The following is a 21,696-nucleotide window of genomic DNA, read 5'->3' as shown; positions in this document are numbered from 1 at the left end:
GCGAGCCCGGATCGCTCAGGCCACGGCGGGGCGGTGCACGGCGCGCGTGCCCGGCTGCTTCACATAGCGTGCCACCGACAGGTCGTCGGCGCGAATGGCGGGCGAGGTACCGGACACCAGGTCCGACAGCAGCTTGCCCGAGCCGCAGGCCATGGTCCAGCCCAGCGTGCCGTGCCCGGTATTGAGCCACAGGCCCTTGAGCGGAGTCGGGCCGACGATGGGGGTGCCATCCGGCGTCATCGGGCGCAGGCCGGTCCAGAACGTGGCGCGGCTGACATCGCCGGCGCCGGGGAACAGGTCGGTCACCACATGCTCCAGCGTGCGGCGCTTGGACGGGTCCAGCGAACGGTCATAGCCGACGATCTGGGCCATGCCGCCCACGCGGATACGGTCGTCGAAGCGCGTAATGGCAACCTTGTAGGTTTCGTCGAGCACCGTCGACACCGGGCTGCGGGTTGCATCGGTCATCGGCACGGTGATCGAGAAGCCCTTGAGCGGGTAGACCGGCAGGTTCGAGAGGCCCGGCAGGAAGTTCTTCACGAAGGGCGTCGACCAGCTGCCCAGCGCTACCACCACCAGGTCCGCCATCACGGGCTGGCCACCCACCATGGCGCCGGTGACCGCGTCGCCCTTGGTGAGCAGGCCGTCGATGGAGCGGTTGTAGTGGAACTGCACGCCCAGGCTCTCGGCCATGGCCGCGAGTTGCGTGGTGAAGAGCTGGCAGTCGCCGGTTTCGTCATTGGGGAGCCGCAGGCCGCCGCTCAGCTTTTGGCTGACGGCGGCAAGGGCCGGTTCGCTGGCGGCGAGGTCCTCGCGCGATAGCAACTGGTAGGGCACGCCGGCCTGTTCGAGCACGGCGATGTCCTTGGCCGCGCCCTCAAGCTGCTCGTCGGTGCGGAAGACCTGCAGCGTGCCTTGCTGGCGTCCTTCGTAGGCAATGCCGGTATCGGCGCGCAGGGCGCGGATGCAGTCGCGGCTGTATTCGGCCAGACGCACCATGCGTTCCTTGTTGATGGCGTAGCGCTCGGCCGAGCAGTTCATCAGCATCTGCCACATCCATTGCAACTGGAACAGGGTGCCGTCCGGACGGATGGAGAGCGGAGCATGCTGCTGGAACATCCACTTGATGGCCTTGAGCGGCACGCCCGGCGCGGCCCAAGGCGAGGCATAGCCCGGGGAGATCTGGCCGGCGTTGGCAAAACTGGTGCCCAGCGCGGGCGCGGCCTCGCGGTCGATCACGGTGACTTCATGGCCGGCGCGGGCCAGATACCAGGCGCTCGTCACGCCAATCACACCACTGCCAAGGACAAGGACGCGCATAGTCGGGGGCTCTCAACCAGAAAGTAAGTCAGATAAAGTATTTATCTCTATACTATTGAAATATGTGCAGTCATAGTTATCGTAATTTTCAGAGAAACAGGATTTACTCATGAGAACAAGTCGTCAGCCCCTGCGCAGCCTGGACCGGCTCGACCGCAAGATCCTGGCGCTGCTCCAGGCCGATGGCCGCATGTCGATGAAGGAGCTTGCGGAAGCCGTGGGGCTGACCATCACGCCCTGCATCGAGCGGGTCAAGCGCATGGAGCGCGACGGGGTCATCATGGGCTACTACGCGCGGCTCAATCCCGCGCTGCTGGGCAGCGGCCTGCTGGTCTTCGTGGAGATCTCGCTCGGCAACAAGTCGGGCAATATGTTCGAGCAGTTCCGCCGCGAGGTATCACGCATTCCCGAGGTGCTCGAATGCCACCTGGTGTCGGGCGACTTCGATTACCTGATCAAGGCGCGCATCCGCGAGATCGGCGAGTACCGCCGCCTGCTCGGCGATATCCTGCTGCAGTTGCCGGGCGCCGCGCAGTCCAAGAGCTATGTGGTGATGGAAGAGATCAAGGAAACGCTGGCGATCGCGGTCGACGAAAAGGCGCCGCTTGCCTGAAGCCGCGGCGCGGTTCAGAACAGTTTCATTTGCGCTGCGGCGCCGTCCCGGGAAAACAGTTCGGTGGTCAGCGCATGGCGCTCGGTATTCAGGCCGAAGCGCCGGCATGCCAGCTTGAAACGCTTGCTCAGGAGTTCGGCAAAGATACCGGTGCCCGTCATGCGCACGCCGAACCGCGAGTCGTAGGCCTGGCCGCCGCGCATTTGCGCCACCAGGCTTTCGACGTGCTTCGCGCGCAGCGGATGATAGGTGGCCAGCCATTCGGAGAACAATGCCGCCACCTCGCGCGGCAGGCGCAGCAGGGTGTACGCCGCGCTGCGCGCCCCGGCCTTGGCGCAGGCTTCGAGGATGGCCTCCATCCCGGAGTCGGTCAGGCCGGGAATCACGGGCGCCACAATCACGCCGACCGGAATGCCGGCTTCGCGCAGAGCCGCGATCGCGGCCAGGCGGCGCGCCGGTGCGCTGGCACGGGGTTCGAGCGTGCGTGCGATCTCATTGTCGAGCGAGGTGACCGACACATGGACGCGCACCAGGTTCCTGGCCGCCATGCGCTGCAGGATATCGATGTCGCGGGTGACCACGCCCGACTTGGTGATGATGGCCACGGGATGATTGAAGCGCTCCAGCACCTCCAGGATCCCCCGTGTGATTCGCAGGCCCCGCTCGATGGGCTGGTATGGGTCCGTATTGACTCCCAGCGCGATTACCGACGGCGTGTAGCGGCGGCTGCCGAGTTCGGCCTCGAGCAGGGCCGCGGCGTTTTCCTTCGCGTACAGGCGGGTCTCGAAGTCGAGGCCAGGCGAAAGTCCCAGATAGGCATGGCTGGGCCGCGCGTAGCAGTAGATGCATCCATGCTCGCAGCCACGATAGGGGTTGATGGACGCGTGGAAGGGCAGGTCCGGCGACTGGTTGTGCGAGACGATGCGTCTGGCCTTCTCCGTGAAGACAATGGTCTGGATCGGTGGTGTCGTTGGCTCATCGGCGGCTTGCCATTCATCGTCGACGCGCTCGCGGGTCCATGCATCGAACCGGCTGACATCATTCGAGCGCGCAGCCCTGCCTTTTAGCGGGCTGATGGGGTGGGGTCGGTTCGGCACGGGGGCTGTCCTGCATCCAAGGTAATCTGGGTTGATACTGTATATTTATACAGTAGTCGCGCCAAAATACCAAGGCCCGGTCGCACCTGCGCATAGCGGTCCGACAGCCGGACGGAATCGAGGCGTGAACGCAGGCGTGCCGGCAGGAGGCAATGTCTGGGATGGCAGGGCTGAGGCATCGCGGCAGGCGGCGGGGCAGCCTGGCCAGTTCGCGCCGGGGGGCGCTATTGCGCGGGCTCGCTGTCCCAGTAGGGCGGAGAGCCGAAACATGCGGCGAAGAAATCGATGAACGCGCGGGTCTTGGCCGGCACCTGCCGGCGGCTGGGGTAGACCGCCCAGATCGAAACTGCCGGCAGCACGGGATAATCGGTCAGCACGCTGACCAGCGCGCCGCTGCGCAGGTGGGGGCCGACATCCCAGGTCGACTTGAGCGCCAGCCCCATGCCGGCCAGGATGGCATCGCGGATGACCTCGCCGTTGTCCGTGCGCAGGTTTCCGCTCACTGCCACCACGGTCTTGCCGAGCGCCGTGTCGAACTGCCATGAGGCCTGGTCGCTGAGCACCAGGCAATTGTGCTGGCGCAGGTCTTCCGGATGTCGCGGCGTGCCATGCGTGGCAAGGTAGGCAGGCGAGGCGCAGATGGCGCGGTGGCTCGGCGCCAGCGGCCGCGCCACCAGCGACGAATCGGGCAGGGCCCCCATGCGCAGCGCCACGTCGACGCCGGCCTCGACCAGGTCGATCACCTGGTCGGTCAGGCGCAGATCCAGCGACAGTCCCGGATAAGCCGAGAGGAAGGCAGGAATGGCCGGGGAGACATGCTGTCGGCCGAACGAAGCGGGCACCGCGACGCGCAATTGCCCGTGCGGGGCTTCGGCGCCTCGGCCCACCGCTTGCGCCGCGAGGTCGGCGGTGTCGAGCAGTTGCCCGGCATGCTCGAGGAAACGCTGGCCGTCGCCGGTCAGCGAGATGCGCCGCGTGGTCCGGTGCAGAAGCCGCGTCCCCAGTTGCTGCTCGAGTTGCGCGAGCCTGCTGCTGGCCGACGAGGTGGATAGCCCGAGATCGCGCGCCGCGGCCGACAGGTTGCCCAGCGTGGCGGCGCGCACGAAGACGGCGATGTCGAGCAGGTCGAAGTGCATTGGCGCCGGAATGGCTGCGCCGTGCGCTTATTGCGAGAGGGCGCGGGCCGCCTCGACCTGGGATTCGAAGAAGGTCTGGAAGCTGATGGCGAGGCCGGCCATCAGCAGCCCGGTGCCGATCAGCAGTGACAGGATGACCAGGATCACGACTGGCCAGCCGGAGCGCGTCGGCTTGCCGTGCGGGTTGAAGCGGGCGTCCCATTTGTCGTCCGGACGCAGCCCGTACACGATGGCCGTGAGGAAGGCTGCGATCACCGACGTGCCGCCGGCCACCGCGAAGGTCCAGTTCAGCGCCGGCGAGCCGGCCCCGGTCTGCATCGACGCCACGCCGATCGCGCCGGCCAGCGTCGCCAGCAGATGGGCCCAGCCGAACTTGTCGCGCAACCCGCCCAGGTAGAAGCGGTGAAGCCCCAGGCTGCCGAACAGGAAGGCCAGTGCCACCGTGATCAGCTTCGATTTTCCGGGGGATGTCGTGACGGTCGCGGCGGCAGATGATGGGGCTTGGGTGGCGGCAGGCATGGGCAGCTACGAAGTGGAGGGCCGGCAAGGCGTGCCGGCACAGGGTCGGGGTGAGGGCCAGGCAGGCTGGCGCCGGCGCTCATTGTACGCCGCTACGCGGCGCGGACAATGCGGCACAGGCGCGCTGCCGCCGTCGCTTGCGAACTGTTTGGATACTGCCCGGGAACCGTGCGAGAGGCGCGACCAAAGCCAAGCCGGGACAGCGCCGCGAGGGGGATGCGAGGGGGATGCGAGAAGTGGATATCGTGCTGGCAGCCTAGCGGCTGCCGTCCCGGCCACGGGCCTGCCAACCCGGGCCCATGCCGGAGCCGCGCTGATCGCCACGCCCGCCATCGGCCTGCGCATTGCGATCGGGGTGGCGGCCGCGTTCGTCTTCGCGTTCCTGGGGGGGCGGCGGGCGGCCGTTCAGGCGGTCGTCCGCGCGGGCGCGCGCTTCCATGCGTTCGATCTGGGCGCGTACATGGTCCTGCCGTTCGGCACGCACGCTTGCCATTTCCCAGCCACCCTGGCTCGGTTGCCCGCGCGCATTGGTCATGTTCCGGCCTTCGGGCCGGTTATGTTGCCAGAACGCGACCTGAGCGTGGCCGGCAGGGCTGAGGCCGATCAGGAAGACGGCCAACAGGATGCCAGCCACCGGGTCGCGCAGGAGATTGCGGGGGAGCATGCGGAATCCCAGTTTCCTGTCGCGCGGTGATGTTATTGGTAGATGGAATCATGGTACGCACGCGCATCCGGCACGCCTATGCAAAAGCCGTTACCGGTGTAACGGATTGTTTCGTCCCCACTGCCGGGGAATTTGCCGCCTGTCGACAGCTGCCGGCGAGGCGCGGGCCGCCTCCGTTTTCATGGCGCGTAGCGGATGCGGTAGATCGCGCCCGCCATGTCGTCGCTGACGAGCAGCGAGCCGTCCGGTGCCACCTGGACATCGACCGGACGGCCCCATGGCTTGTCATTCTGCAGCCAGCCCTGCGCGAAGATTTCCTGGCGCACCACCTGGCCAGCGTCATCCAGCACGATCCTGGCGATGCGGTAGCCGATCCGCTCGCTGCGGTTCCAGCTGCCATGTTCGGCGATAAAGATATTGTTGTGATATTCGGCAGGAAATTGCGCGCCCGTATAGAAACGCATGCCGAGCGCGGCCACATGAGCGCCCAGCCTGGCCACCGGCGGTTCGAATTCCGCGCAGGCGCGCTGCTTGCCGAATTCCGGGTCGGCAATGGTGCCGGCATGGCAGAACGGGTAGCCGAAATGCTGGCCGGCGCGGGTGAGGCGGTTGAGTTCGTCGTCGGGCTGGTCGTCGCCCAGGAAGTCGCGGCCGTTGTCGGTAAACCATAGCTGGCGCGTGGCGGGGTGCCAGTCGAAGCCGACCGAGTTGCGCACGCCCCGCGCCACCACCTGCAGGTCGCTGCCGTCGGGCTTCATCTTCATGATGTTGGCGTAGCGGTTCTCGTCGGGCGCGCAGATATTGCAGGGCGCGCCGACCGGCACGTAGAGATAGCCGTCGGGCCCGAAGGCGATGAATTTCCAGCCGTGGTGGGTTTCGCCGGGAAAGCGGTCGCTCACCACCACCGGCCTGGGCGGGTTGTCCAGCCGGGCTTCCACGTCATCGAGCCGCACGATGCGCGAGGTCGAGGAGGCATACAGCGCGCCGTTCCGGAAGGCGACGCCAACTGGCATGGTCAGGCCCGTGGCCACCGTTCGCACTTGGGGGCTGCCGGCCAGCGGGTTGCTGATGGCGTAGACTTTGCCTTCCCCGCGCGTGCCCACGAACAGCGTGCCGGCCGGCGACATGGTCATGCCGCGCGCCTCCGGCACCGACTGGCTGAGCACTTCGATGCGAAATCCGGGCGGCAGCTTGATCTGGTCGAGCGGCAAGGCCTGCGCTGCGGTGCTGCTGGCGTTAGCGCCAAGGCACGCGCCAGCGGCGAGCACGCCCGCCAGCAGGGCGCGGCAGGCGGGAATGTGGAGGTAGGAACGCATGCGACGCTCTCCTGTCGGGGTTTTCGCCACGATGCCTGTGGCGGTGTGTCGCGTCAATCGCTCTAAGTGTTTGTTTGGCCTCGGGATTTGGTCTATACTCTTGCGTTTCGTGTTCGAACATCAAGTTTTCTGAGGAATCAACCCATGGTCGTAATCCGTCTGGCTCGCGGTGGCAGCAAGAAGCGCCCGTTCTTCAACATCGTCGCTGCTGACTCGCGCAACCGCCGTGATGGCCGTTTCATCGAGCGCATCGGCTTCTACAACCCGCTGGCTTCGGCAAGCGAAGAAGGCCTGCGCCTGGTGCAGGACCGCCTGACCTACTGGACTGGCGTTGGCGCGCAGATGTCGCCGACGGTTGCCCGTCTGGTCAAGCAAAACGCCGCCAAGGCCGCAGCCTGATTGTTGTGACGCGCGTTTCGCGACGCGTGGCAAACGACAAGTGACCGAACGCAAGCAAGGCGCCCCGGCGCGGCGGCCGCTCAATGTGCCGCTCGAACCCTCGGCGCGGCCGCAGGCGGCCCAGCAAAAGCCGAATCTCAAGCCGCAGGGCGCGACCGGGTTGCCGGCCGCGCTGGCCTATACCGACGCGTTGCCGGACGACCTGGTCGAAGTCGGCTATATCGGCGCAGCATACGGGATTCGGGGCTGGGTCAAGATCCAGCCGCATGCCGACGATGCGAGCGCGCTGCTGCACGCGCGCCGCTGGTGGCTGCTCAGGCCGCCGCCGTCCGGCGTGCTGGGTGCGGCTGCCGCCGTGCAGTCCGATGCCTTGTGCGTGAAGATCGCGCAATCCCGCGAGCATAGCGGTACCGTGGTGGCGCAGGCGGTCGGCGTGTCCGATCGCAGTCACTCGGAAGCGCTCAAGGGGCGTCGCGTATGGATCCGCCGCGAGGATTTTCCCGCGCCGGACGAGAACGAGTTTTACTGGGTCGATCTGATCGGCTGCGCCGTGTTCAACGAACAGGGCGAGCTGCTGGGCGAAGTGTCCGGGCTGATCGACAACGGGGCTCACCAGATCCTGCAGGTGGCGCATGCCTTGCCCGACGGCAAGACGGGCGAGCGCCTGGTCCCGTTTGTCGATGCATTCCTGCGCTCGGTCGATATCAAGGCCCGGCGCGTGGTGGTCGACTGGGGGCTGGACTACTGAGCGCCTGGCAACAGGCGCCGAGCCCGACCTGGTGGGCAGGCAAAGGGAGAGGCGGATGCAGTTCGATGTGATCACGCTGTTTCCCGAGATGTTTCGCGCGCTGACCGACTGGGGCATTACCAGCCGGGCGGCGAAGCAGCAGCGTTATGCGCTGCGCACCTGGAATCCGCGCGATTTCACCACCGACAATTACCGTACCATCGACGATCGCCCGTATGGCGGCGGCCCTGGCATGGTCATGCTGGCCAGGCCGCTCGAGGACGCTATCGATGCGGCATGCGCGGCCCAGCAGGCCGCGCGGCCGGAGGCGCAGGCGGTACGGCCGCATGTGGTGCTGATGTCGCCGCAGGGCGCGCCGCTGACGCATGCGAAGGTGATGTCGCTGGCGCAGCGCCCGGGTCTCGTGCTGCTGTGCGGGCGTTACGAGGCCATCGACCAGCGCCTGATCGAGCGGCGCGTGGACGAGGAAATCAGCCTCGGCGATTTCGTGCTGTCGGGCGGCGAACTGCCGGCGATGGCCGTGATCGACGCGGTGGTCAGGCATTTGCCCGGTGTGCTGGGCGATGCGCAGTCGGCGGTCCAGGACAGCTTTGTCAATGGGCTGCTGGATTGCCCGCATTACACGCGGCCTGAAGAGTACGAAGGCGTGCGGGTGCCCGAGATACTGCTCGGGGGTCATCACGCCGAGATCGAGAAGTGGCGGCGCCAGCAGGCGCTGGCGAATACTGCGAAGAAGCGCCCCGACCTGATCGAGGCGGCGCGCAGCGAAGGTTTGCTCAGCCGTGCCGACGAGAAATTCCTGTCGGCGTGGCTGGCGAATGAAGGGCGGGAGTTCGCTCCCGTCAAGTGAAACCCCATCCTCTGCCGGGGCCCGGGCAATGCCCGGGGCATTCAACGCTGGCATGATGGACAAGGAGAAGAAACGATGAACCTCATCGAGCTGATCGAGAAAGACGAAATCGCGCGTCTGACCGCGAACAAGACCATCCCCGCATTTGCGCCCGGCGACACCGTGATCGTCAGCGTGAACGTGGTGGAAGGTAACCGCAAGCGCGTGCAGGCCTACGAAGGCGTCGTGATTGCCAAGCGCAACCGCGGCCTGAACTCGTCCTTCATCGTGCGCAAGATTTCCTCGGGCGAAGGCGTGGAACGTACGTTCCAGCTGTACTCCCCGCTGATCGCCGGTATCGAAGTGAAGCGCCGCGGTGACGTCCGTCGCGCCAAGCTGTACTACCTGCGCCAGCGTTCGGGCAAGTCGGCGCGTATCAAGGAAAAGCTGGCATACAAGGCAGCCCCCGCCAAGGCAGCGGCCGCCCAGTAAGCTGGTTGCCGTGGCCGGTTCCGCCGGCCATGGCTGCGCAAAAAGGGCACCTTCGGGTGCCCTTTTTGCATTGCCGCGCAGACTGTCGTGTTGCGATGCGCAAAGACGGCTTTGGCCCGCATCTGTCATACTGCGATCCGATATGCGTCCCGCCTTCGATCCCGAATCCCTCCCCGTCGTTTCCACCGATACCCGCCACCCGGCGCTGCCAGATGTGCGCCTGCGGCCTGATTTCATCCGCCACAGGCTCAAGTCGCCGCCGGCCTGGGCTCCCGAGCTGACTGACGAATCGCGCGCCTACGACCGCAGCAAGGCGCTGCGCGACGCGGCCGTGCTGGTGCCGCTGGTGGAGCGCGAAGACGGGCTGACGGTGCTGCTGACGCAGCGCAACGCCAACCTGAGCGCGCATGCCGGGCAGATCAGCTTTCCCGGCGGGCGCCACGAGGCGTCGGATATCGACCGCGTGGCCACCGCGCTGCGCGAGACGGAAGAAGAGGTGGGGCTGGGGCGCGGCTATGTCGAGGTGCTGGGCGCCTTGCCGGACTACATCACGGGCACCGGCTTCCACGTCAGCCCGGTGGTGGGCCTGGTCCGCGGCGGCTTCACGCTGCGCCCGGATGCGCGCGAGGTGGCGGATGTGTTCGAAGTGCCGCTAGGCTTCCTGATGGATCCTTCGCATCACCAGCAGCGCCTGTTCCGCTGGGTGGACGGCGAGCGGCTTTTCTACGCCATGCCGTTTCCGCGCGAAAACGGCGGTCACCACTTCATCTGGGGCGCGACCGCCGGGATGCTGCGCAACCTCTATCACCTGCTGGCGGCCTGAAGCTGGCTACAGGCCGTGCTGAAGCCGTTTGCGTTCAGGCGGCTGCCTGCCTTTCGGCGATGCAATGCGGGCAGCTCTTGCCCACCACGTAGTGCGGGCCCTGCTGCTCCTCGGCGGTGACCACGGCGCGGCAGGCAAAGCACTGCCTGGGACCGGCCGGTTCCAGGTTCGGATTCAGCGCGGTACGGTAGTCGAAGACGAAGCAGTCGCCTTCGTAGTGGCTGCCGCCCACCTCCTCGAAATACTTCAGGATGCCGCCCTCGAGCTGGTAGACGTGTTCGATGCCGGCTTCCTGCATATGGATGGCGGCCTTYTCGCAGCGGATGCCSCCGGTGCAGAACGACACCACGGTCTTGCCCTCGAGCTCCGCCTTGTGCGCGGCGATGGCGGGCGGGAAGTCGCTGAACTTCGCGATGTCGTAATCCACCGCCTGCGCGAAGGTGCCGACCGCCACTTCGAAATCATTGCGGGTATCGAGCATCACTACCGGGCGGCCAGCATCGTCGTGGCCCTGGTCGAGCCAGCGCTTGAGGTCCACCGGCCGTACCGCCGGCGCGCGCCCGGCCTCGGGGCGGATCAGCGGCATCTTCATGGTGATGATTTCCTTCTTCTCGCGCACCAGCATGCGCTTGAAGGGCTGGGTCTCCGACAGGCTTTCCTTGGGCGCGATGTCGGCGAAGCGCGGGTCGGCGTGCAGCCAGTCCATGAAACCGCCGATGGCGTCGCGGCTGCCCGCCAGGAACATGTTGATGCCCTCCGGCGCGAGCAGGATGGTGCCCTTGAGGTCCAGGGCCTCGCAGCGCGCGCGCATGTCCGGGCGCAAGACCGGGATATCGTCCAGCGTGACGAATTTGTAAGCGGAGATGTTTACGATCTGCATAAATGGCGCGCGCCCGGCCCGCGCCTTGTGACCGCGCGGTAACTGCCTGATTGGAAAGGCGAAATTATAGCGCCTCAAAGGCCGCGCGCCGGCTTTTTCCCAGCGCGGGGGTCAAGCTTGCGCGCGCGGCGCCCGCGCAAAGAACGCAGGCGCAGGCATGCCGAGCCGGTACAATCACGCCCATGTCTGCACCTCGCTTCGTTCATCTCCGCCTCCACTCCGAATACTCCGTCGTCGACGGGATCGTGCGCCTCGACGACGCCGTCAAGGCCGCGGCGGCCGACGGCATGGGCGCGCTCGCCCTGACCGACCTGGCCAACGCCTTCGGCCTGATCCGCTTCTACAAGGAAGCGCGCGGCGGCGGCGTCAAGCCGGTGGTCGGCGCCGACGTCTGGCTCACCAACGCTGAAGACCGCGACAAGCCCGCGCGGCTGCTCCTGCTGGTGCAGGACCGGCGCGGCTACCTCAACCTGTGCATGCTGCTGTCGCGCGCCTGGCTGTCCAACCAGCACCGCGGCCGCGCCGAGATCGAGCCAGGCTGGTTCGATGAAGCCGGCGAAGAGGGCCTGCCGCTGGCCACCGGCCTGATCGCACTGTCCGGTGCCATGGGCGGCGACGTCGGCATGGCGCTGGCCAACGGCAACGACGCCGCGGCCGAGCGCGCCGCCGCGCACTGGGCCAAGGTGTTCCCGCAGCGCTTCTATATCGAGCTGCAGCGGGCCGGCCAGCCCGGCACCGACTCCTATGTGCAGCAGGCGGTGCAGCTTGCCGCCAGGATGCGCCTGCCCGTGGTGGCCACGCATCCGGTGCAGTTCATGACGCCCGACGATTTCACCGCGCACGAAGCCCGCACCTGCATCGCCGAAGGCGAGCTGCTGGCCAACCCGCGGCGCACGCGGCGCTTCACCACCGACCAGTACTTCAAGACGCAGGACGAGATGTGCGCGCTGTTCGCCGACATCCCCTCCGCGCTGGAAAATGCGGTGCAGATCGCGCGCCGCTGCAACCTCACGCTCGAACTCGGCAAGCCGCGCCTGCCGCTGTTCCCCACGCCGGACGGCATGTCGCTCGACGACTACCTGGTCCAGCTGGCCAAGGAAGGCCTGGAAAAGCGCATGGAGGTGCTGTTTCCCGACGAAGCCGAGCGCGAGGCCAGGCGGCCCGAATACTACGCGCGGCTGGAGTTCGAGACCGGCACCATCATCAAGATGGGCTTTCCCGGCTACTTCCTGATCGTGGCGGACTTTATCAACTGGGCCAAGAACAACGGCGTGCCGGTGGGCCCGGGGCGGGGCTCCGGCGCCGGCTCGCTGGTGGCCTATGCGCTCGGCATCACCGACCTGGACCCGCTCAAGTACGCGCTGCTGTTCGAGCGTTTCCTGAACCCGGAACGGGTCTCGATGCCCGACTTCGACATCGACTTCTGCCAGCACGGGCGCGATCGCGTGATCACCTACGTGAAGGAGAAGTACGGCAAGGACGCGGTCTCGCAGATCGCCACCTTCGGCACCATGGCGGCCAAGGCCGCCGTGCGCGACGTGGGCCGCGTGCTGGACCTCGGCTACGGCTTCGTCGACGGCATCGCCAAGCTGATCCCGTTCAAGCCCGGCAAGCTGGTCACCATCGAGGAAGCCAAGAAAGAAGAGCCGCTGCGTGCTGATCGCCCCCGGCAAGCTCACCGACTTCTGCCCGCTGTACACGCAGGGCGGCCAGAACGACGGCATGAGCGGCGTGGTCAGCCAGTACGACAAGGACGACGTCGAGGCCGCCGGCCTGGTCAAGTTCGACTTCTTGGGCCTGACCACGCTGACCATCCTGGACTGGGCCGAGCGCTATATCCGCCGGCTCGATCCGTCCAAGGCGGACTGGAACTGCAGCCACATCCCGCTCAGCGATGGTCCGGCCTTCGATATCCTCAAGACGGCCAACACGGTGGCGGTGTTCCAGCTGGAAAGCCGCGGCATGCAGGGCATGCTCAAGGACGCCAAGCCCGACCGCTTCGAAGACATCATCGCGCTGGTGGCGCTGTACCGCCCGGGCCCGATGGACCTGATCCCCAGCTTCTGCGCGCGCAAGCACGGGCGCGAGAAGGTGGAATATCCGGACCCGCGCGTCGAGCCGGTGCTCAAGGAGACCTACGGCATCATGGTCTACCAGGAGCAGGTGATGCAGATGGCGCAGATCATCGGCGGCTATTCGCTCGGCGGCGCCGACTTGCTGCGCCGCGCCATGGGCAAGAAGAAGGCCGAGGAAATGGCCCAGCACCGCGAGCTGTTCCGCGCGGGCGCGGCCAAGAACGGCCTTACCGCCGAAAAGGCCGACGATACCTTCGACCTGATGGAAAAGTTCGCGGGCTACGGCTTCAACAAGTCGCACGCGGCCGCCTATGCGCTGCTGGCCTACTACACGGCCTGGCTTAAGGCGCACCATCCGGCCGAATTCATGGCGGCCAATATGTCGCTCGCCATGGACGACACCGACAAGGTCAAGATCCTCTACGAGGACTGCAAGCTCAACAAGCTGAAGGTGCTGCCGCCTGATGTCAACGCCAGCGAGTACCGCTTCGCCCCGACGGACGCCAAGACCATCCGCTACGGCCTCGGCGGCATCAAGGGCTCGGGCCAGGGCGCCATCGAGGACATCCTGCGCGCGCGCGAGGAAAGGCCTTTCGCCGACCTGTTCGATTTCTGCGAGCGCGTCGACCGCCGCCAGGTCAACCGCCGCACCATCGAGGCGCTGATCCGCGCCGGCGCCTTCGACAGCCTCAACGACAACCGCGGCCAGTTGCTGGCTTCGGTGTCGCGGGCGATGGAAGCCGCCGAGCAGAAGGCCGAGTCCGCCAACCAGGTGTCGCTGTTCGACCTCATGGCCGACGCCGGCGAGTCGCACCGCCCCGAACTGGTCGACGAGCCGCGCTGGCCGGCCAAGCGCACGCTGCAGGAAGAAAAGCAGGCGCTCGGCTACTACTTCTCCGGCCACCTGTTCGATGCCTACCGCGACGAGGTCGGCCGCTTCCTCAAGGGCACGCTCGCGGGCCTGGAGAAGGAGGTGCAGGGCAACGGCGGCGGCTACGGGCGCGATGTGCGCGGCAAGGTGATCGCCGGTGTCATCACGGGCATGCGCACCCAGATGACGCAGCGCGGCAAGATGCTGATCGTGTTGCTCGACGACGGTACCGGCCAGGTGGAAATGACCGTGTTCAACGAACTGTTCGATGCCAATCGTCACATGTTCCGCGATGATGAACTGGTGATCGTGCAGGGCAACGCGCGCCACGACACCTTTACCGGCGGTGTGCGTTTCACCGCCGAATCGGTGATGGACCTGGTGGCCGCGCGCGCCAAATATGCCGAGGCTGTGGGGCTGGCCATCAACGGCAATGCCTCCACCGAGCTGCTGCGCGAGCTGCTGACACCCTATCTCGCTACGGTGGCGAACACGCCGGGCCTGCCCGTGCGCGTGAGTTATGCCACCAGCGGCGCGCGTTGCGAGGCGGAGCTGGGGCGGCAGTGGCTGGTCACGCCGTCCGACGATGCGCTTGCCAGTTTCCGCACGGCGCTTTCCGGCGAGAACGTGCGCATGCTGTACGGTTGACCGGCCGCTTCCTGCCCGGTCAGCCAGCCCGTCATTACATGGATCAACCACGCCCCCGCATGGCCAAGCAACGCATCCTTTTTCACCTGACCCACTTCCTGCGCGGCGGCATCGAGACCTCGCTGGTTTCGCTGCTGGCTTCGCTGGACCGGGAGCGCTTCGAGCTGGGATTGACGCTGACCTATCCGACCGAGGCGCTGGAAACGCACTTTCGCGCCATGCTGCCGCCGGACGTCAAGATCCATATCCTGGCGCCGGAGCGCTGGCTGTCGCATTTCCGGCAGATGAAGAAGGCGGGCAAGCTCGGCCCGCTCGGCAAGATCTACGAGGAAGTGCTGCTGCCGCCGCTGCGCAAGCCGCTGGTCAACCGCCGTTTCCGCAGCATCGCGCGCGACTATGACCTGGTGATCGACTACGATATGTCGCTGTCGCGGCTGACCGGCCGCCTGCCTGTGCCCATGATCGGCTACCAGCATTTCAGCGTGGCGCACCTGGAGCGCGAGAACCGCCGCAAGCTGCGCAAGCTGCGGCGCCAGTGCCGCGAGCACTATGACCGCATCGTGGTGCTCAACGACAGCATGCTGGCCGACGCGCGCGCGCTGATCCCCGAGGCCGCGGGCAAGTTCGTCCGGCTCTACAACGCCACCGACCTGGACCGGATCCGTGCGCTCGGCAGCGCGGCGTTCAGTCCGCCCGCGCGTCCCTACATCGTCTCCGTGGGGCGCCTGGAAGAAAGCCAGAAGGATTTCACCACGCTGTTGCGGGCCTACGCCGCGCTGGTCCGTGGCACCGGCCTGTGCGAGCGCCTGGTGCTGGTGGGCGAAGGGGCATCGCGCGCACGGCTGGAAACGCTCGCGCGCGAACTGGGCATCAGCGAACGGGTCACTTTTGCCGGTTTCCAGGCCAATCCCTATGTGTGGATCCGCCATGCGCGGCTGATGGCCTTCAGCTCGAAGATGGAAGGCTTGCCCAATGTACTGCTGGAAGCCATGGCGCTGGGCCAGCTGGTGGCGAGCACCGATTGCCCGGTGGGGCCGCGCGAGATCCTGGCAGATGGCAAGGCCGGCCTGCTGACGCCGGTCGGCGACGTGCACGCGCTGGCCGAGGCGATCCGCCGCGGGCTGGAGGATGCGCCCTTGCGGGCCAGGCTGCTGGCGTTCGCCGCAAGCCATATCGAGCAGATGGGGTTCGGCCCCACCTCGGCGGCCTTCAGCGCGTGCGTGGACGATCTGCTGGGCGCGCCGCACCCGGTGGTGGCCGGGCCTAGTGCTGCGGCTCCTGCTGCTGCGTCTTCTGCCGCAGGTACCACAGCTTGATGTACTTGTAGTAGCTGGCCTGACCGTTCATCAGCGCCACGCCCAGGCCCTGCGCGCCGTCGAGAAATCCGCGGCGCATCAGGTAGGTCCGCAAGAAGGCCCAGACGCCGTGCAGCACTGCGCTGGCCGGCGAGGCGGACTTGCCGCGGGCGAAGCCCTGCTGCGCGCCAAGCGTGGAGTACTGGTCGACCTTGCGCAGCACCTGCGAGAAATCGTCGTAGGTATAGTGCAGCAGCGGCGAGGCCAGTTTTCCTACCGGGCCATCGGCGACCACGCGCTCATGCACCAGGTCGTCGGTAAAGCGGGCACGGCCGCGCCGGAACAACCGTGTGACGTAGTCGGGGTACCAGCCGCCGTGACGGATGAAGCGGCCGCAAAAGCGCGACAGGCGCGGCATTTCGTAGGCATTGGCCTGGCCGGACGCCACCGCCGCCAGGATTTCGTCGCGCAGCTCGGGGGTGACCCGTTCGTCGGCATCGAGGGAGAGGACCCACTCGGTGTCGGCCTTGGAGACAGCCAGGTTTTTTTGCGCGCCGAAGCCCGGCCAGTGCGCGCTTTCGAAGACCTCGGCGCCCAGGCTGCGGGCCAGCTCCACGGTGCCGTCCTGGCTACCCGAATCCACTATAATCGCGCGGTCGCACCAGGACACGCTTTCCAGGCAGGCCCGGATATTGTGTGCCTCGTTTTTTGTAATCAGTACGACTGAGATTTTCATAGGGCTTGTCTATGGTGTTTCGTGCGGGAAAAGTGACCTCCATCGCCAATGCGCTGGTCCTGGCATTCCCGATCCTGCTGCTTTGCGTGCCCAAGGGTGCCGGCATCTTCCTCGCGGGCATCGTGGTGCTCGGGCTGCTGGGCTACCGTGGCATGGGGAGCACATGGGCGCAGTATCGCGCCACGCTCTATCCGCTCGGGCTCGCTATTCTAGCCGCCGTGCTTGTGTTCCTGGCATCGAAGCTCTACTTCGGCGTGCCGTGGAACGTGATCGACAACCCATCCAGGATCCTGCTGCTGCTGCTGACCTGCCTGGTCGTGCTGAGAACCGCGCCCGACCCGCAGCGCATCTGGGGCGGGATCACCGTGGCGCTGGCGGCAAGCCTTGTGCTTGTACTGTTCCAGCGCTGGGTGCTCAACGATCCGCGGCCGTCGGCCTGGACCCAGGCCATTGCCTTCGGCAACATGGTTGCCGCGCTGGGACTGATCGGCTTCGTGCGTCCGGGTGACAACCGCAGGGCGCACCTGATCGCCTGGCTCAACCTGGCACTGGCGGCTGCCGTACTGATCGTCAACGGCACGCGCGGCGCCTGGCTGGCGCTGGCCGTCACGATGGTGCCATTGCTGTTCGTGCGCTACCCGAGCATGAAGCCGGCGAGATTCTTCGGCGCGGTGGCGCTGATCGTCGCGCTGGCCGCGGGGCTATATCTCGTTCCCAATAGCCCGGTCGCGCAGCGGGTGGATCTCGTGCGTGGGCAATTGGAGCAGTTCCAGAACGGGAATACCGAGACTTCGGTTGGCGCCCGGCTCAAGACATGGGAACTCGCGGTGGATTCGATCCGGCTGCATCCGTGGCTCGGCGTGGGCATCGGGCAGTTTGCGCGGATCCCCAAGGGCTCGGCCTTCTGCAAGGCCCACAATGCGTCCGACGTCTGCATTCTCGAGCACGCCCACAACGACGTGCTCGAGGCGGCTGCCACCACCGGCATGCCTGGCCTGCTGGCCCTCCTGGGGCTGTTCCTGGTGCCCGGTTTCCTGTTCTGGCGGTTGCTGCGCATCTGCTGCCGCAATGCCAACACCCTTGGCGTGAGCCTGAGCGCTTCCGGCATCGGCGTGGTCCTGGCCAGCCTGATCAGTGGCCTGACGCAGGTGACCATGGCGCACCAGGCAAATATCGTCTTCTATGCGGGCGTCATCGGACTCCTGCTGGGCCTGGCCGCGGTACAAACAAAATATCCCCGCACCGACGGGGCGGAGAAGCTGTGAACGTTCGAGAAAATAATGCCCCGCAAGGCCGCGAGGCCGATACCCTGAAGCGCGTCTGGGCCTATCTGCGCCCGGAGATGCGCATCTTCGTCGTCGCCATCATCGCGATGGCGGTGGTGGCGGGCGCGGAAGGCCTGATCCCGAAGGTCGTCAACGACCTGCTCGACAAGGGGTTCGGCGGCGCCTACGTGGGCAAGCTCTGGCACGTGCCGGCGCTGCTGACCGGGGTGGCGCTGATCCGCGGCGTGGCGCAGTTCGCTTCGGGCTACCTGCTGAGCCTGATCTCCAACCGCGTGTTGCTGAAGATGCGCATGCAGATGTTCGAGCGCATGCTGCATGCGCCGGCGCTGTTCTTCCACCGCAATACCGCGGCCTCGCTGATCAACGCGGTGATCTTCGAGGTCAACCAGGTCATGCAGATCCTGACGGGCGTGCTGATCACGCTGGTGCGCGATTCGCTGACGGTGCTGGCGCTGCTGGTCTACCTGTTCTACACCAACTGGCGGCTGACGCTGGTGGTGGCGGTGATCCTGCCGGTGATCGGCTTCGTCATGTCCAAGGTCAACCGGCGCCTGCGCCGGCTCAACCGTGACCACCAGGCCCTGACCAACAGTGCGGCCTATGTGGTCGAGGAAGCCGTGGGCGGCTACAAGGTGGTCAAGCTGCATGGCGGCGAGCAGTACGAGACCTCGCGCTTCGCCGCCATGGCCGAGCGCCTGCGCGGCTATTCGATGCGCATGGCGGTGGCGGGCGGGCTGAACCAGCCGGTCACGGCCTTCCTGGCGTCGCTGGCGCTGTCGGTGATCCTGACCATCGCGATGATCCAGTCGCAGTCGAACCAGACCACGGTAGGCAGCTTCACCGGCTTCGTGATGGCCATGCTGCTGCTGATCTCGCCGCTCAAGCACCTGACCGACCTCAACCAGCCGCTGCAGCGGGGCCTGACCGCGGCCGAGATGATCTTCGGCCTGATCGACGAGCCGGTCGAGCGCCAGGAAGGCGGCCTGCCGCTGGCGCGCGCGCGCGGCGACCTGGTGTTCGAGAAGGTGAGCTTCCGCTACGGCGACGCGGGCAGGCCGGCGCTGGACAAGGTCGGCTTCCACGTCAGTGCCGGCGAAGTGGTGGCGCTGGTGGGGCCGTCCGGCAGCGGCAAGACCACCCTGGTCAACCTGGTGCCGCGCTTCTTCGATCCGACCGAAGGCCGCATCCTGCTCGACGGGCAGTCGATCGACGTGTTCGCGCTGAAGGACCTGCGCAACCAGATCGCCTTCGTCAGCCAGGACGTGGTGCTGTTCAACGGCACCGTGGCCGCCAATGTCGCCTATGGCGTGCATACGGAGGCGGACATCGATATTGCCCGTGTCGAGCGCGCGCTGGCGGCCGCCTACCTGACCGATATGGTCAAGGGCCTGCCGCAGGGTCTCGAAACCAATATCGGCGACAACGGCATGAAGCTGTCCGGCGGCCAGCGCCAGCGTCTGGCGATCGCGCGCGCGATCTACAAGGACGCGCCGATCCTGATCCTCGACGAGGCGACCTCCGCGCTGGACTCGGAATCGGAGCGCCAGGTCCAGGCCGCGCTGGAGGCCTTGATGGTCGGCCGCACGACGCTGGTGATCGCGCACCGCCTTTCCACCATCGAGAACGCCGACCGCATCGTGGTGCTCGATCACGGGCGCGTGGCGGAGCACGGCAGCCACGAGGAACTGCTGTCGGCCGAGGGGCTGTACGCCGGGCTGCACCGCATCCAGTTCGCCACGCACTAGGCGCGGCGCGCCATTGCGCCGGCCGGGCCGGGAGGCATCCGCCTCCCGCGCCACATCGTTTCGCCGCGGTGCGCGGGTGCGGGCGCCAACTTCGCTAGAATGGCATGCAAACCACAGCGCAGAGGAAGACATGAGCAAGCCCGACGCACCGCCGATCAGCCGCTATCCCGTTCCCGCCCTGGCGGACCTGCCGGAAGATATCCGCGCGCGCATCCTGGAAGTCCAGGACAAGGCTGGCTTCGTGCCCAATGTCTTCCTCACGCTGGCGCACCGGCCCGACGAGTTCCGCGCATTCTTTGCCTACCACGACGCACTGATGCTCAAGGAGGGCGGGCTGAGCAAGGGCGAGCGCGAGATGATCGTGGTGGCGACCTCGGGCGCCAACCAGTGCCTTTACTGCGTGGTGGCACATGGCGCCATCCTGCGCATCTACGAGAAGAAGCCGGCGCTGGCCGACCAGGTCGCGGTCAACTACCGCAAGGCCGACATCACGCCGCGCCAGCGCGCCATGCTGGATTTCGCGCTCAAGGTCTGCCAGGACTCCCGCGATGTCTCCGATGCCGATTTCGCTGCGCTGCGCGATCACGGCTTCAGCGACGAGGACGCCTGGGACATCGCCGCCATCACGGCGTTCTTCGGCCTGTCCAACCGCATGGCCAACACCATCGGCATGCGGCCCAATGACGAGTTCTATCTGATGGGGCGGGTGCCGAAGGCAAAATAGGGACCGTTCACACAGGAGGCCGCGCATGCGCCGCCTCCTGCCCTCGCTGCGTTTTCCACCCGTTCAATCCTCTCTTCCCGCCCGCCCGGCCGGCACGGCGTCTCCATCTTGAATCCCGTCTCGCTTTTCTTTGCCCAGGCCTGCCTGGTGGTAGGCACGCCCTTCGTCCTGTGGCGCGGATTGCGCATTGGCAGCATCGTGCCGCTGGTGGCCATGCAGATCGTGGGTGGCATCCTGCTCGGGCCCTCGCTATTGGGCGCGCTGTGGCCGCAGGGCTGGCAGATGCTGTTCGGCCCGGCGCAGCTGTCCGCGCTGTCGGGCCTGCAGTGGCTGGCGGTGGTGCTGTTCGCTTTTCTTTCCGGCCTGCATATCGGCGGTGCCGGGCAGCAGGGGATGCGGCGCATCGCCACGGCGGCGGCGCTGGGCAGCGTGCTGGTGCCGTTCGTGCTCGGCACGGCGGCCGGCGCGTGGCTGGTGCATGCCGCGCCGGCGGTGGCCGGGCATGCGGCCTCGCCCTGGCAGTTCGCCGTGGCGGTAGGCGTTTCGATGGCGGTGACCGCGCTGCCGGTGCTGGGCGCCATCCTGCGCGAGATGAAGCTCTCCGATTCCGTTCCCGGCCAGCTGGCGCTGGGCTGTTCGGCCTTCAGCGATGCTGCCATCTGGCTGGTGCTGTCGGCCATCCTCGCCAGCGCGGGCCGCTCCTCCGCCGGCGATTTCCTGCGCCTGGCGCTGTTCGGCGCGCTGTATGTCGGCGCCATGCTCTGGCTGGTGCGGCCGGCCCTGGCGCGCCTGCTCGCGCGCATGAACGCCAACGATGCGCGCCTGGCCCTGGTCGCGGTGCTGATCTTCGCCTCCGCGCTGGTATCCGAAGCGATCGGCCTGCACTACATCCTCGGCGGCTTCCTGGCCGGCGTGGTGCTGCCGCGCGATGCGGCCGCCGATCTGCGGCGCCAGCTTGAACCCACCACCGTGGTGGTATTGCTGCCGTTCTTTTTCCTGATGACGGGGCTGCGCACCGATATCGCCATCGGCGGCCGCGAGACCCTGCTGGTGTTCGGGCTCAGCACGCTGGTCGCCGTGCTCGGCAAGGTGGCTGGCACCGCGCTGCCGGCGCGCATGGCTGGCCTTGCGCCGCGCGAGGCATGGATGCTGGGCGCGCTGGTACAGACCAAGGGCCTGATGGAAGTGGTGGTGCTGGGCATCCTGTTCGAGGCCGGCCTGATCGGCACCACGGCGTTCTCCGGCCTGCTGCTGATGGCGCTTGCCACCACCGTGCTGGCCAAGCCGCTGACGCGCGCCGCCTCCCGTCTGCGCGGCGCTGCCTGAGCGCTACCTGATCTCGGCGCAGGCGCCGCTGCGCGGATCGAACAAGACCGGCCACGCCTGCTCGTAGATGCCCGGTGTGCAGTGCTTTTCGCAATGGGCGTGAGCCAGCGTCACGCGCCGCGGATCCTGCCAGACCATCAGCGTGCAGCCACTA

General features: G+C 66.8%; 19 protein-coding genes and 1 pseudogene. 12 read left to right on the top strand and 8 right to left on the bottom strand.

What is annotated here, in order from left to right:
- Positions 1-15 precede the first annotated feature (15 nt).
- Entirely contained in the window at positions 16-1,320 is a 1,305-nt protein-coding gene (locus AC1DK4_RS14775) for a D-amino acid dehydrogenase (protein WP_441612503.1), read from the bottom strand.
- Positions 1,321-1,429: 109 nt separating this feature from the next.
- Here AC1DK4_RS14775 and AC1DK4_RS14770 point away from each other — a divergent pair, with 109 nt between their 5' ends.
- Positions 1,430-1,933: an Lrp/AsnC ligand binding domain-containing protein gene (locus AC1DK4_RS14770; RefSeq protein WP_441612502.1), complete on the top strand. Its 504-nt coding sequence runs from the start codon at positions 1,430-1,432 to the stop codon at positions 1,931-1,933.
- A 14-nt stretch (positions 1,934-1,947) separates the two neighbouring features.
- Here the strand turns inward: AC1DK4_RS14770 and AC1DK4_RS14765 are convergent, their stop codons facing one another.
- The 5 genes from AC1DK4_RS14765 to AC1DK4_RS14745 all read right to left on the bottom strand — a co-directional run bounded on the left by AC1DK4_RS14765 (position 1,948) and on the right by AC1DK4_RS14745 (position 6,665).
- A complete protein-coding gene (locus AC1DK4_RS14765; protein WP_441612501.1) occupies positions 1,948-3,030 on the bottom strand; it encodes a PA0069 family radical SAM protein in 1,083 nt (360 codons plus the stop codon).
- A 224-nt stretch (positions 3,031-3,254) separates the two neighbouring features.
- Positions 3,255-4,166: a LysR family transcriptional regulator gene (locus AC1DK4_RS14760; protein ID WP_441612500.1), complete on the bottom strand. Its 912-nt coding sequence runs from the start codon at positions 4,164-4,166 to the stop codon at positions 3,255-3,257.
- A gap of 27 nt (positions 4,167-4,193) precedes the next feature.
- Positions 4,194-4,685 carry a TM2 domain-containing protein gene (locus tag AC1DK4_RS14755; RefSeq protein WP_441612499.1) on the bottom strand — a complete coding sequence of 164 codons (492 nt, stop codon included), beginning with the start codon at positions 4,683-4,685 and terminating at the stop codon, positions 4,194-4,196.
- Positions 4,686-4,941: 256 nt separating this feature from the next.
- Positions 4,942-5,349 (bottom strand): hypothetical protein, encoded by a 408-nt coding sequence (locus AC1DK4_RS14750; RefSeq protein ID WP_441612498.1) that lies wholly within the window; start codon positions 5,347-5,349, stop codon positions 4,942-4,944.
- A gap of 179 nt (positions 5,350-5,528) precedes the next feature.
- Positions 5,529-6,665: a PQQ-dependent sugar dehydrogenase gene (locus AC1DK4_RS14745; RefSeq protein ID WP_441612497.1), complete on the bottom strand. Its 1,137-nt coding sequence runs from the start codon at positions 6,663-6,665 to the stop codon at positions 5,529-5,531.
- A gap of 144 nt (positions 6,666-6,809) precedes the next feature.
- Between AC1DK4_RS14745 and rpsP the strand changes: the two genes are divergently transcribed.
- The 5 genes from rpsP (at position 6,810) to AC1DK4_RS14720 (ending at position 9,956) form a co-directional block, all read left to right on the top strand.
- Complete coding sequence (gene rpsP, locus AC1DK4_RS14740) at positions 6,810-7,064, top strand: 30S ribosomal protein S16 (protein ID WP_441612496.1); 255 nt, start codon at positions 6,810-6,812, stop codon at positions 7,062-7,064.
- A 160-nt stretch (positions 7,065-7,224) separates the two neighbouring features.
- Entirely contained in the window at positions 7,225-7,812 is a 588-nt protein-coding gene (gene rimM, locus AC1DK4_RS14735) for a ribosome maturation factor RimM (protein WP_441612727.1), read from the top strand.
- A gap of 55 nt (positions 7,813-7,867) precedes the next feature.
- Complete coding sequence (trmD, locus tag AC1DK4_RS14730; RefSeq protein ID WP_441612495.1) at positions 7,868-8,662, top strand: tRNA (guanosine(37)-N1)-methyltransferase TrmD; 795 nt, start codon at positions 7,868-7,870, stop codon at positions 8,660-8,662.
- Between the two features lie 75 nt (positions 8,663-8,737).
- Positions 8,738-9,133 (top strand): 50S ribosomal protein L19, encoded by a 396-nt coding sequence (gene rplS / locus AC1DK4_RS14725; protein WP_441612494.1) that lies wholly within the window; start codon positions 8,738-8,740, stop codon positions 9,131-9,133.
- A 142-nt stretch (positions 9,134-9,275) separates the two neighbouring features.
- A complete protein-coding gene (locus AC1DK4_RS14720) occupies positions 9,276-9,956 on the top strand; it encodes a CoA pyrophosphatase (RefSeq protein WP_441612493.1) in 681 nt (226 codons plus the stop codon).
- Positions 9,957-9,990: 34 nt separating this feature from the next.
- On the opposite strand, the gene AC1DK4_RS14715 is transcribed toward AC1DK4_RS14720, so the two are convergent.
- On the bottom strand, positions 9,991-10,836 hold the full coding sequence (locus tag AC1DK4_RS14715) for a sulfurtransferase (protein ID WP_441612491.1): 846 nt from the start codon (positions 10,834-10,836) through the stop codon (positions 9,991-9,993).
- 182 nt (positions 10,837-11,018) lie between these two features.
- Here AC1DK4_RS14715 and AC1DK4_RS14710 point away from each other — a divergent pair.
- Both AC1DK4_RS14710 and AC1DK4_RS14705 read left to right on the top strand, forming a co-directional pair.
- Positions 11,019-14,430, top strand: a pseudogene (locus AC1DK4_RS14710) (DNA polymerase III subunit alpha).
- A gap of 59 nt (positions 14,431-14,489) precedes the next feature.
- Complete coding sequence (locus AC1DK4_RS14705) at positions 14,490-15,746, top strand: glycosyltransferase (protein ID WP_441612489.1); 1,257 nt, start codon at positions 14,490-14,492, stop codon at positions 15,744-15,746.
- Here the strand turns inward: AC1DK4_RS14705 and AC1DK4_RS14700 are convergent.
- Positions 15,694-16,461, bottom strand: coding sequence for a glycosyltransferase family 2 protein (locus tag AC1DK4_RS14700; protein WP_441612488.1), 768 nt, complete (start codon positions 16,459-16,461; stop codon positions 15,694-15,696). The genes AC1DK4_RS14705 and AC1DK4_RS14700 overlap by 53 nt on opposite strands.
- A 32-nt stretch (positions 16,462-16,493) precedes the next feature.
- Between AC1DK4_RS14700 and AC1DK4_RS14695 the strand changes: the two genes are divergently transcribed.
- The 4 genes from AC1DK4_RS14695 (at position 16,494) to AC1DK4_RS14680 (ending at position 21,542) form a co-directional block, all read left to right on the top strand.
- The gene (locus AC1DK4_RS14695) at positions 16,494-17,726 is read left to right on the top strand and encodes an O-antigen ligase family protein (RefSeq protein ID WP_441612486.1); all 1,233 of its coding nucleotides are present in this window, start codon (positions 16,494-16,496) and stop codon (positions 17,724-17,726) included.
- Positions 17,723-19,492 (top strand): lipid A export permease/ATP-binding protein MsbA, encoded by a 1,770-nt coding sequence (gene msbA, locus AC1DK4_RS14690; RefSeq protein WP_441612484.1) that lies wholly within the window; start codon positions 17,723-17,725, stop codon positions 19,490-19,492. Before AC1DK4_RS14695 ends, msbA begins: the two co-directional genes overlap by 4 nt.
- A 130-nt stretch (positions 19,493-19,622) precedes the next feature.
- Positions 19,623-20,216 (top strand): peroxidase-related enzyme, encoded by a 594-nt coding sequence (locus tag AC1DK4_RS14685; RefSeq protein WP_441612483.1) that lies wholly within the window; start codon positions 19,623-19,625, stop codon positions 20,214-20,216.
- A gap of 108 nt (positions 20,217-20,324) precedes the next feature.
- Positions 20,325-21,542 (top strand): cation:proton antiporter, encoded by a 1,218-nt coding sequence (locus AC1DK4_RS14680; protein WP_441612482.1) that lies wholly within the window; start codon positions 20,325-20,327, stop codon positions 21,540-21,542.
- Positions 21,543-21,696 lie beyond the last annotated feature (154 nt).

This window comes from Cupriavidus sp. 05N38 (assembly GCF_056397345.1).
Note: the sequence above shows the minus strand (reverse complement) of the source record. Positions and strands in the feature narration are given on the sequence as shown.

Bases quoted from the DNA above. Each gene is read 5' to 3' on its own strand.
- AC1DK4_RS14720 (WP_441612493.1), top strand. From the start codon at position 9,276: ATGCGTCCCGCCTTCGATCCCGAATCCCTCCCCGTCGTTTCCACCGAT.
- AC1DK4_RS14705 (WP_441612489.1), top strand. From the start codon at position 14,490: ATGGCCAAGCAACGCATCCTTTTTCACCTGACCCACTTCCTGCGCGGC.
- AC1DK4_RS14760 (WP_441612500.1), bottom strand. From the start codon at position 4,166: ATGCACTTCGACCTGCTCGACATCGCCGTCTTCGTGCGCGCCGCCACG.
- AC1DK4_RS14770 (WP_441612502.1), top strand. From the start codon at position 1,430: ATGAGAACAAGTCGTCAGCCCCTGCGCAGCCTGGACCGGCTCGACCGC.
- AC1DK4_RS14745 (WP_441612497.1), bottom strand. From the start codon at position 6,665: ATGCGTTCCTACCTCCACATTCCCGCCTGCCGCGCCCTGCTGGCGGGC.
- AC1DK4_RS14775 (WP_441612503.1), bottom strand. From the start codon at position 1,320: ATGCGCGTCCTTGTCCTTGGCAGTGGTGTGATTGGCGTGACGAGCGCC.
- rplS (WP_441612494.1), top strand. From the start codon at position 8,738: ATGAACCTCATCGAGCTGATCGAGAAAGACGAAATCGCGCGTCTGACC.
- AC1DK4_RS14755 (WP_441612499.1), bottom strand. From the start codon at position 4,685: ATGCCTGCCGCCACCCAAGCCCCATCATCTGCCGCCGCGACCGTCACG.
- trmD (WP_441612495.1), top strand. From the start codon at position 7,868: ATGCAGTTCGATGTGATCACGCTGTTTCCCGAGATGTTTCGCGCGCTG.
- AC1DK4_RS14750 (WP_441612498.1), bottom strand. From the start codon at position 5,349: ATGCTCCCCCGCAATCTCCTGCGCGACCCGGTGGCTGGCATCCTGTTG.
- rpsP (WP_441612496.1), top strand. From the start codon at position 6,810: ATGGTCGTAATCCGTCTGGCTCGCGGTGGCAGCAAGAAGCGCCCGTTC.
- AC1DK4_RS14685 (WP_441612483.1), top strand. From the start codon at position 19,623: ATGAGCAAGCCCGACGCACCGCCGATCAGCCGCTATCCCGTTCCCGCC.
- AC1DK4_RS14700 (WP_441612488.1), bottom strand. From the start codon at position 16,461: ATGAAAATCTCAGTCGTACTGATTACAAAAAACGAGGCACACAATATC.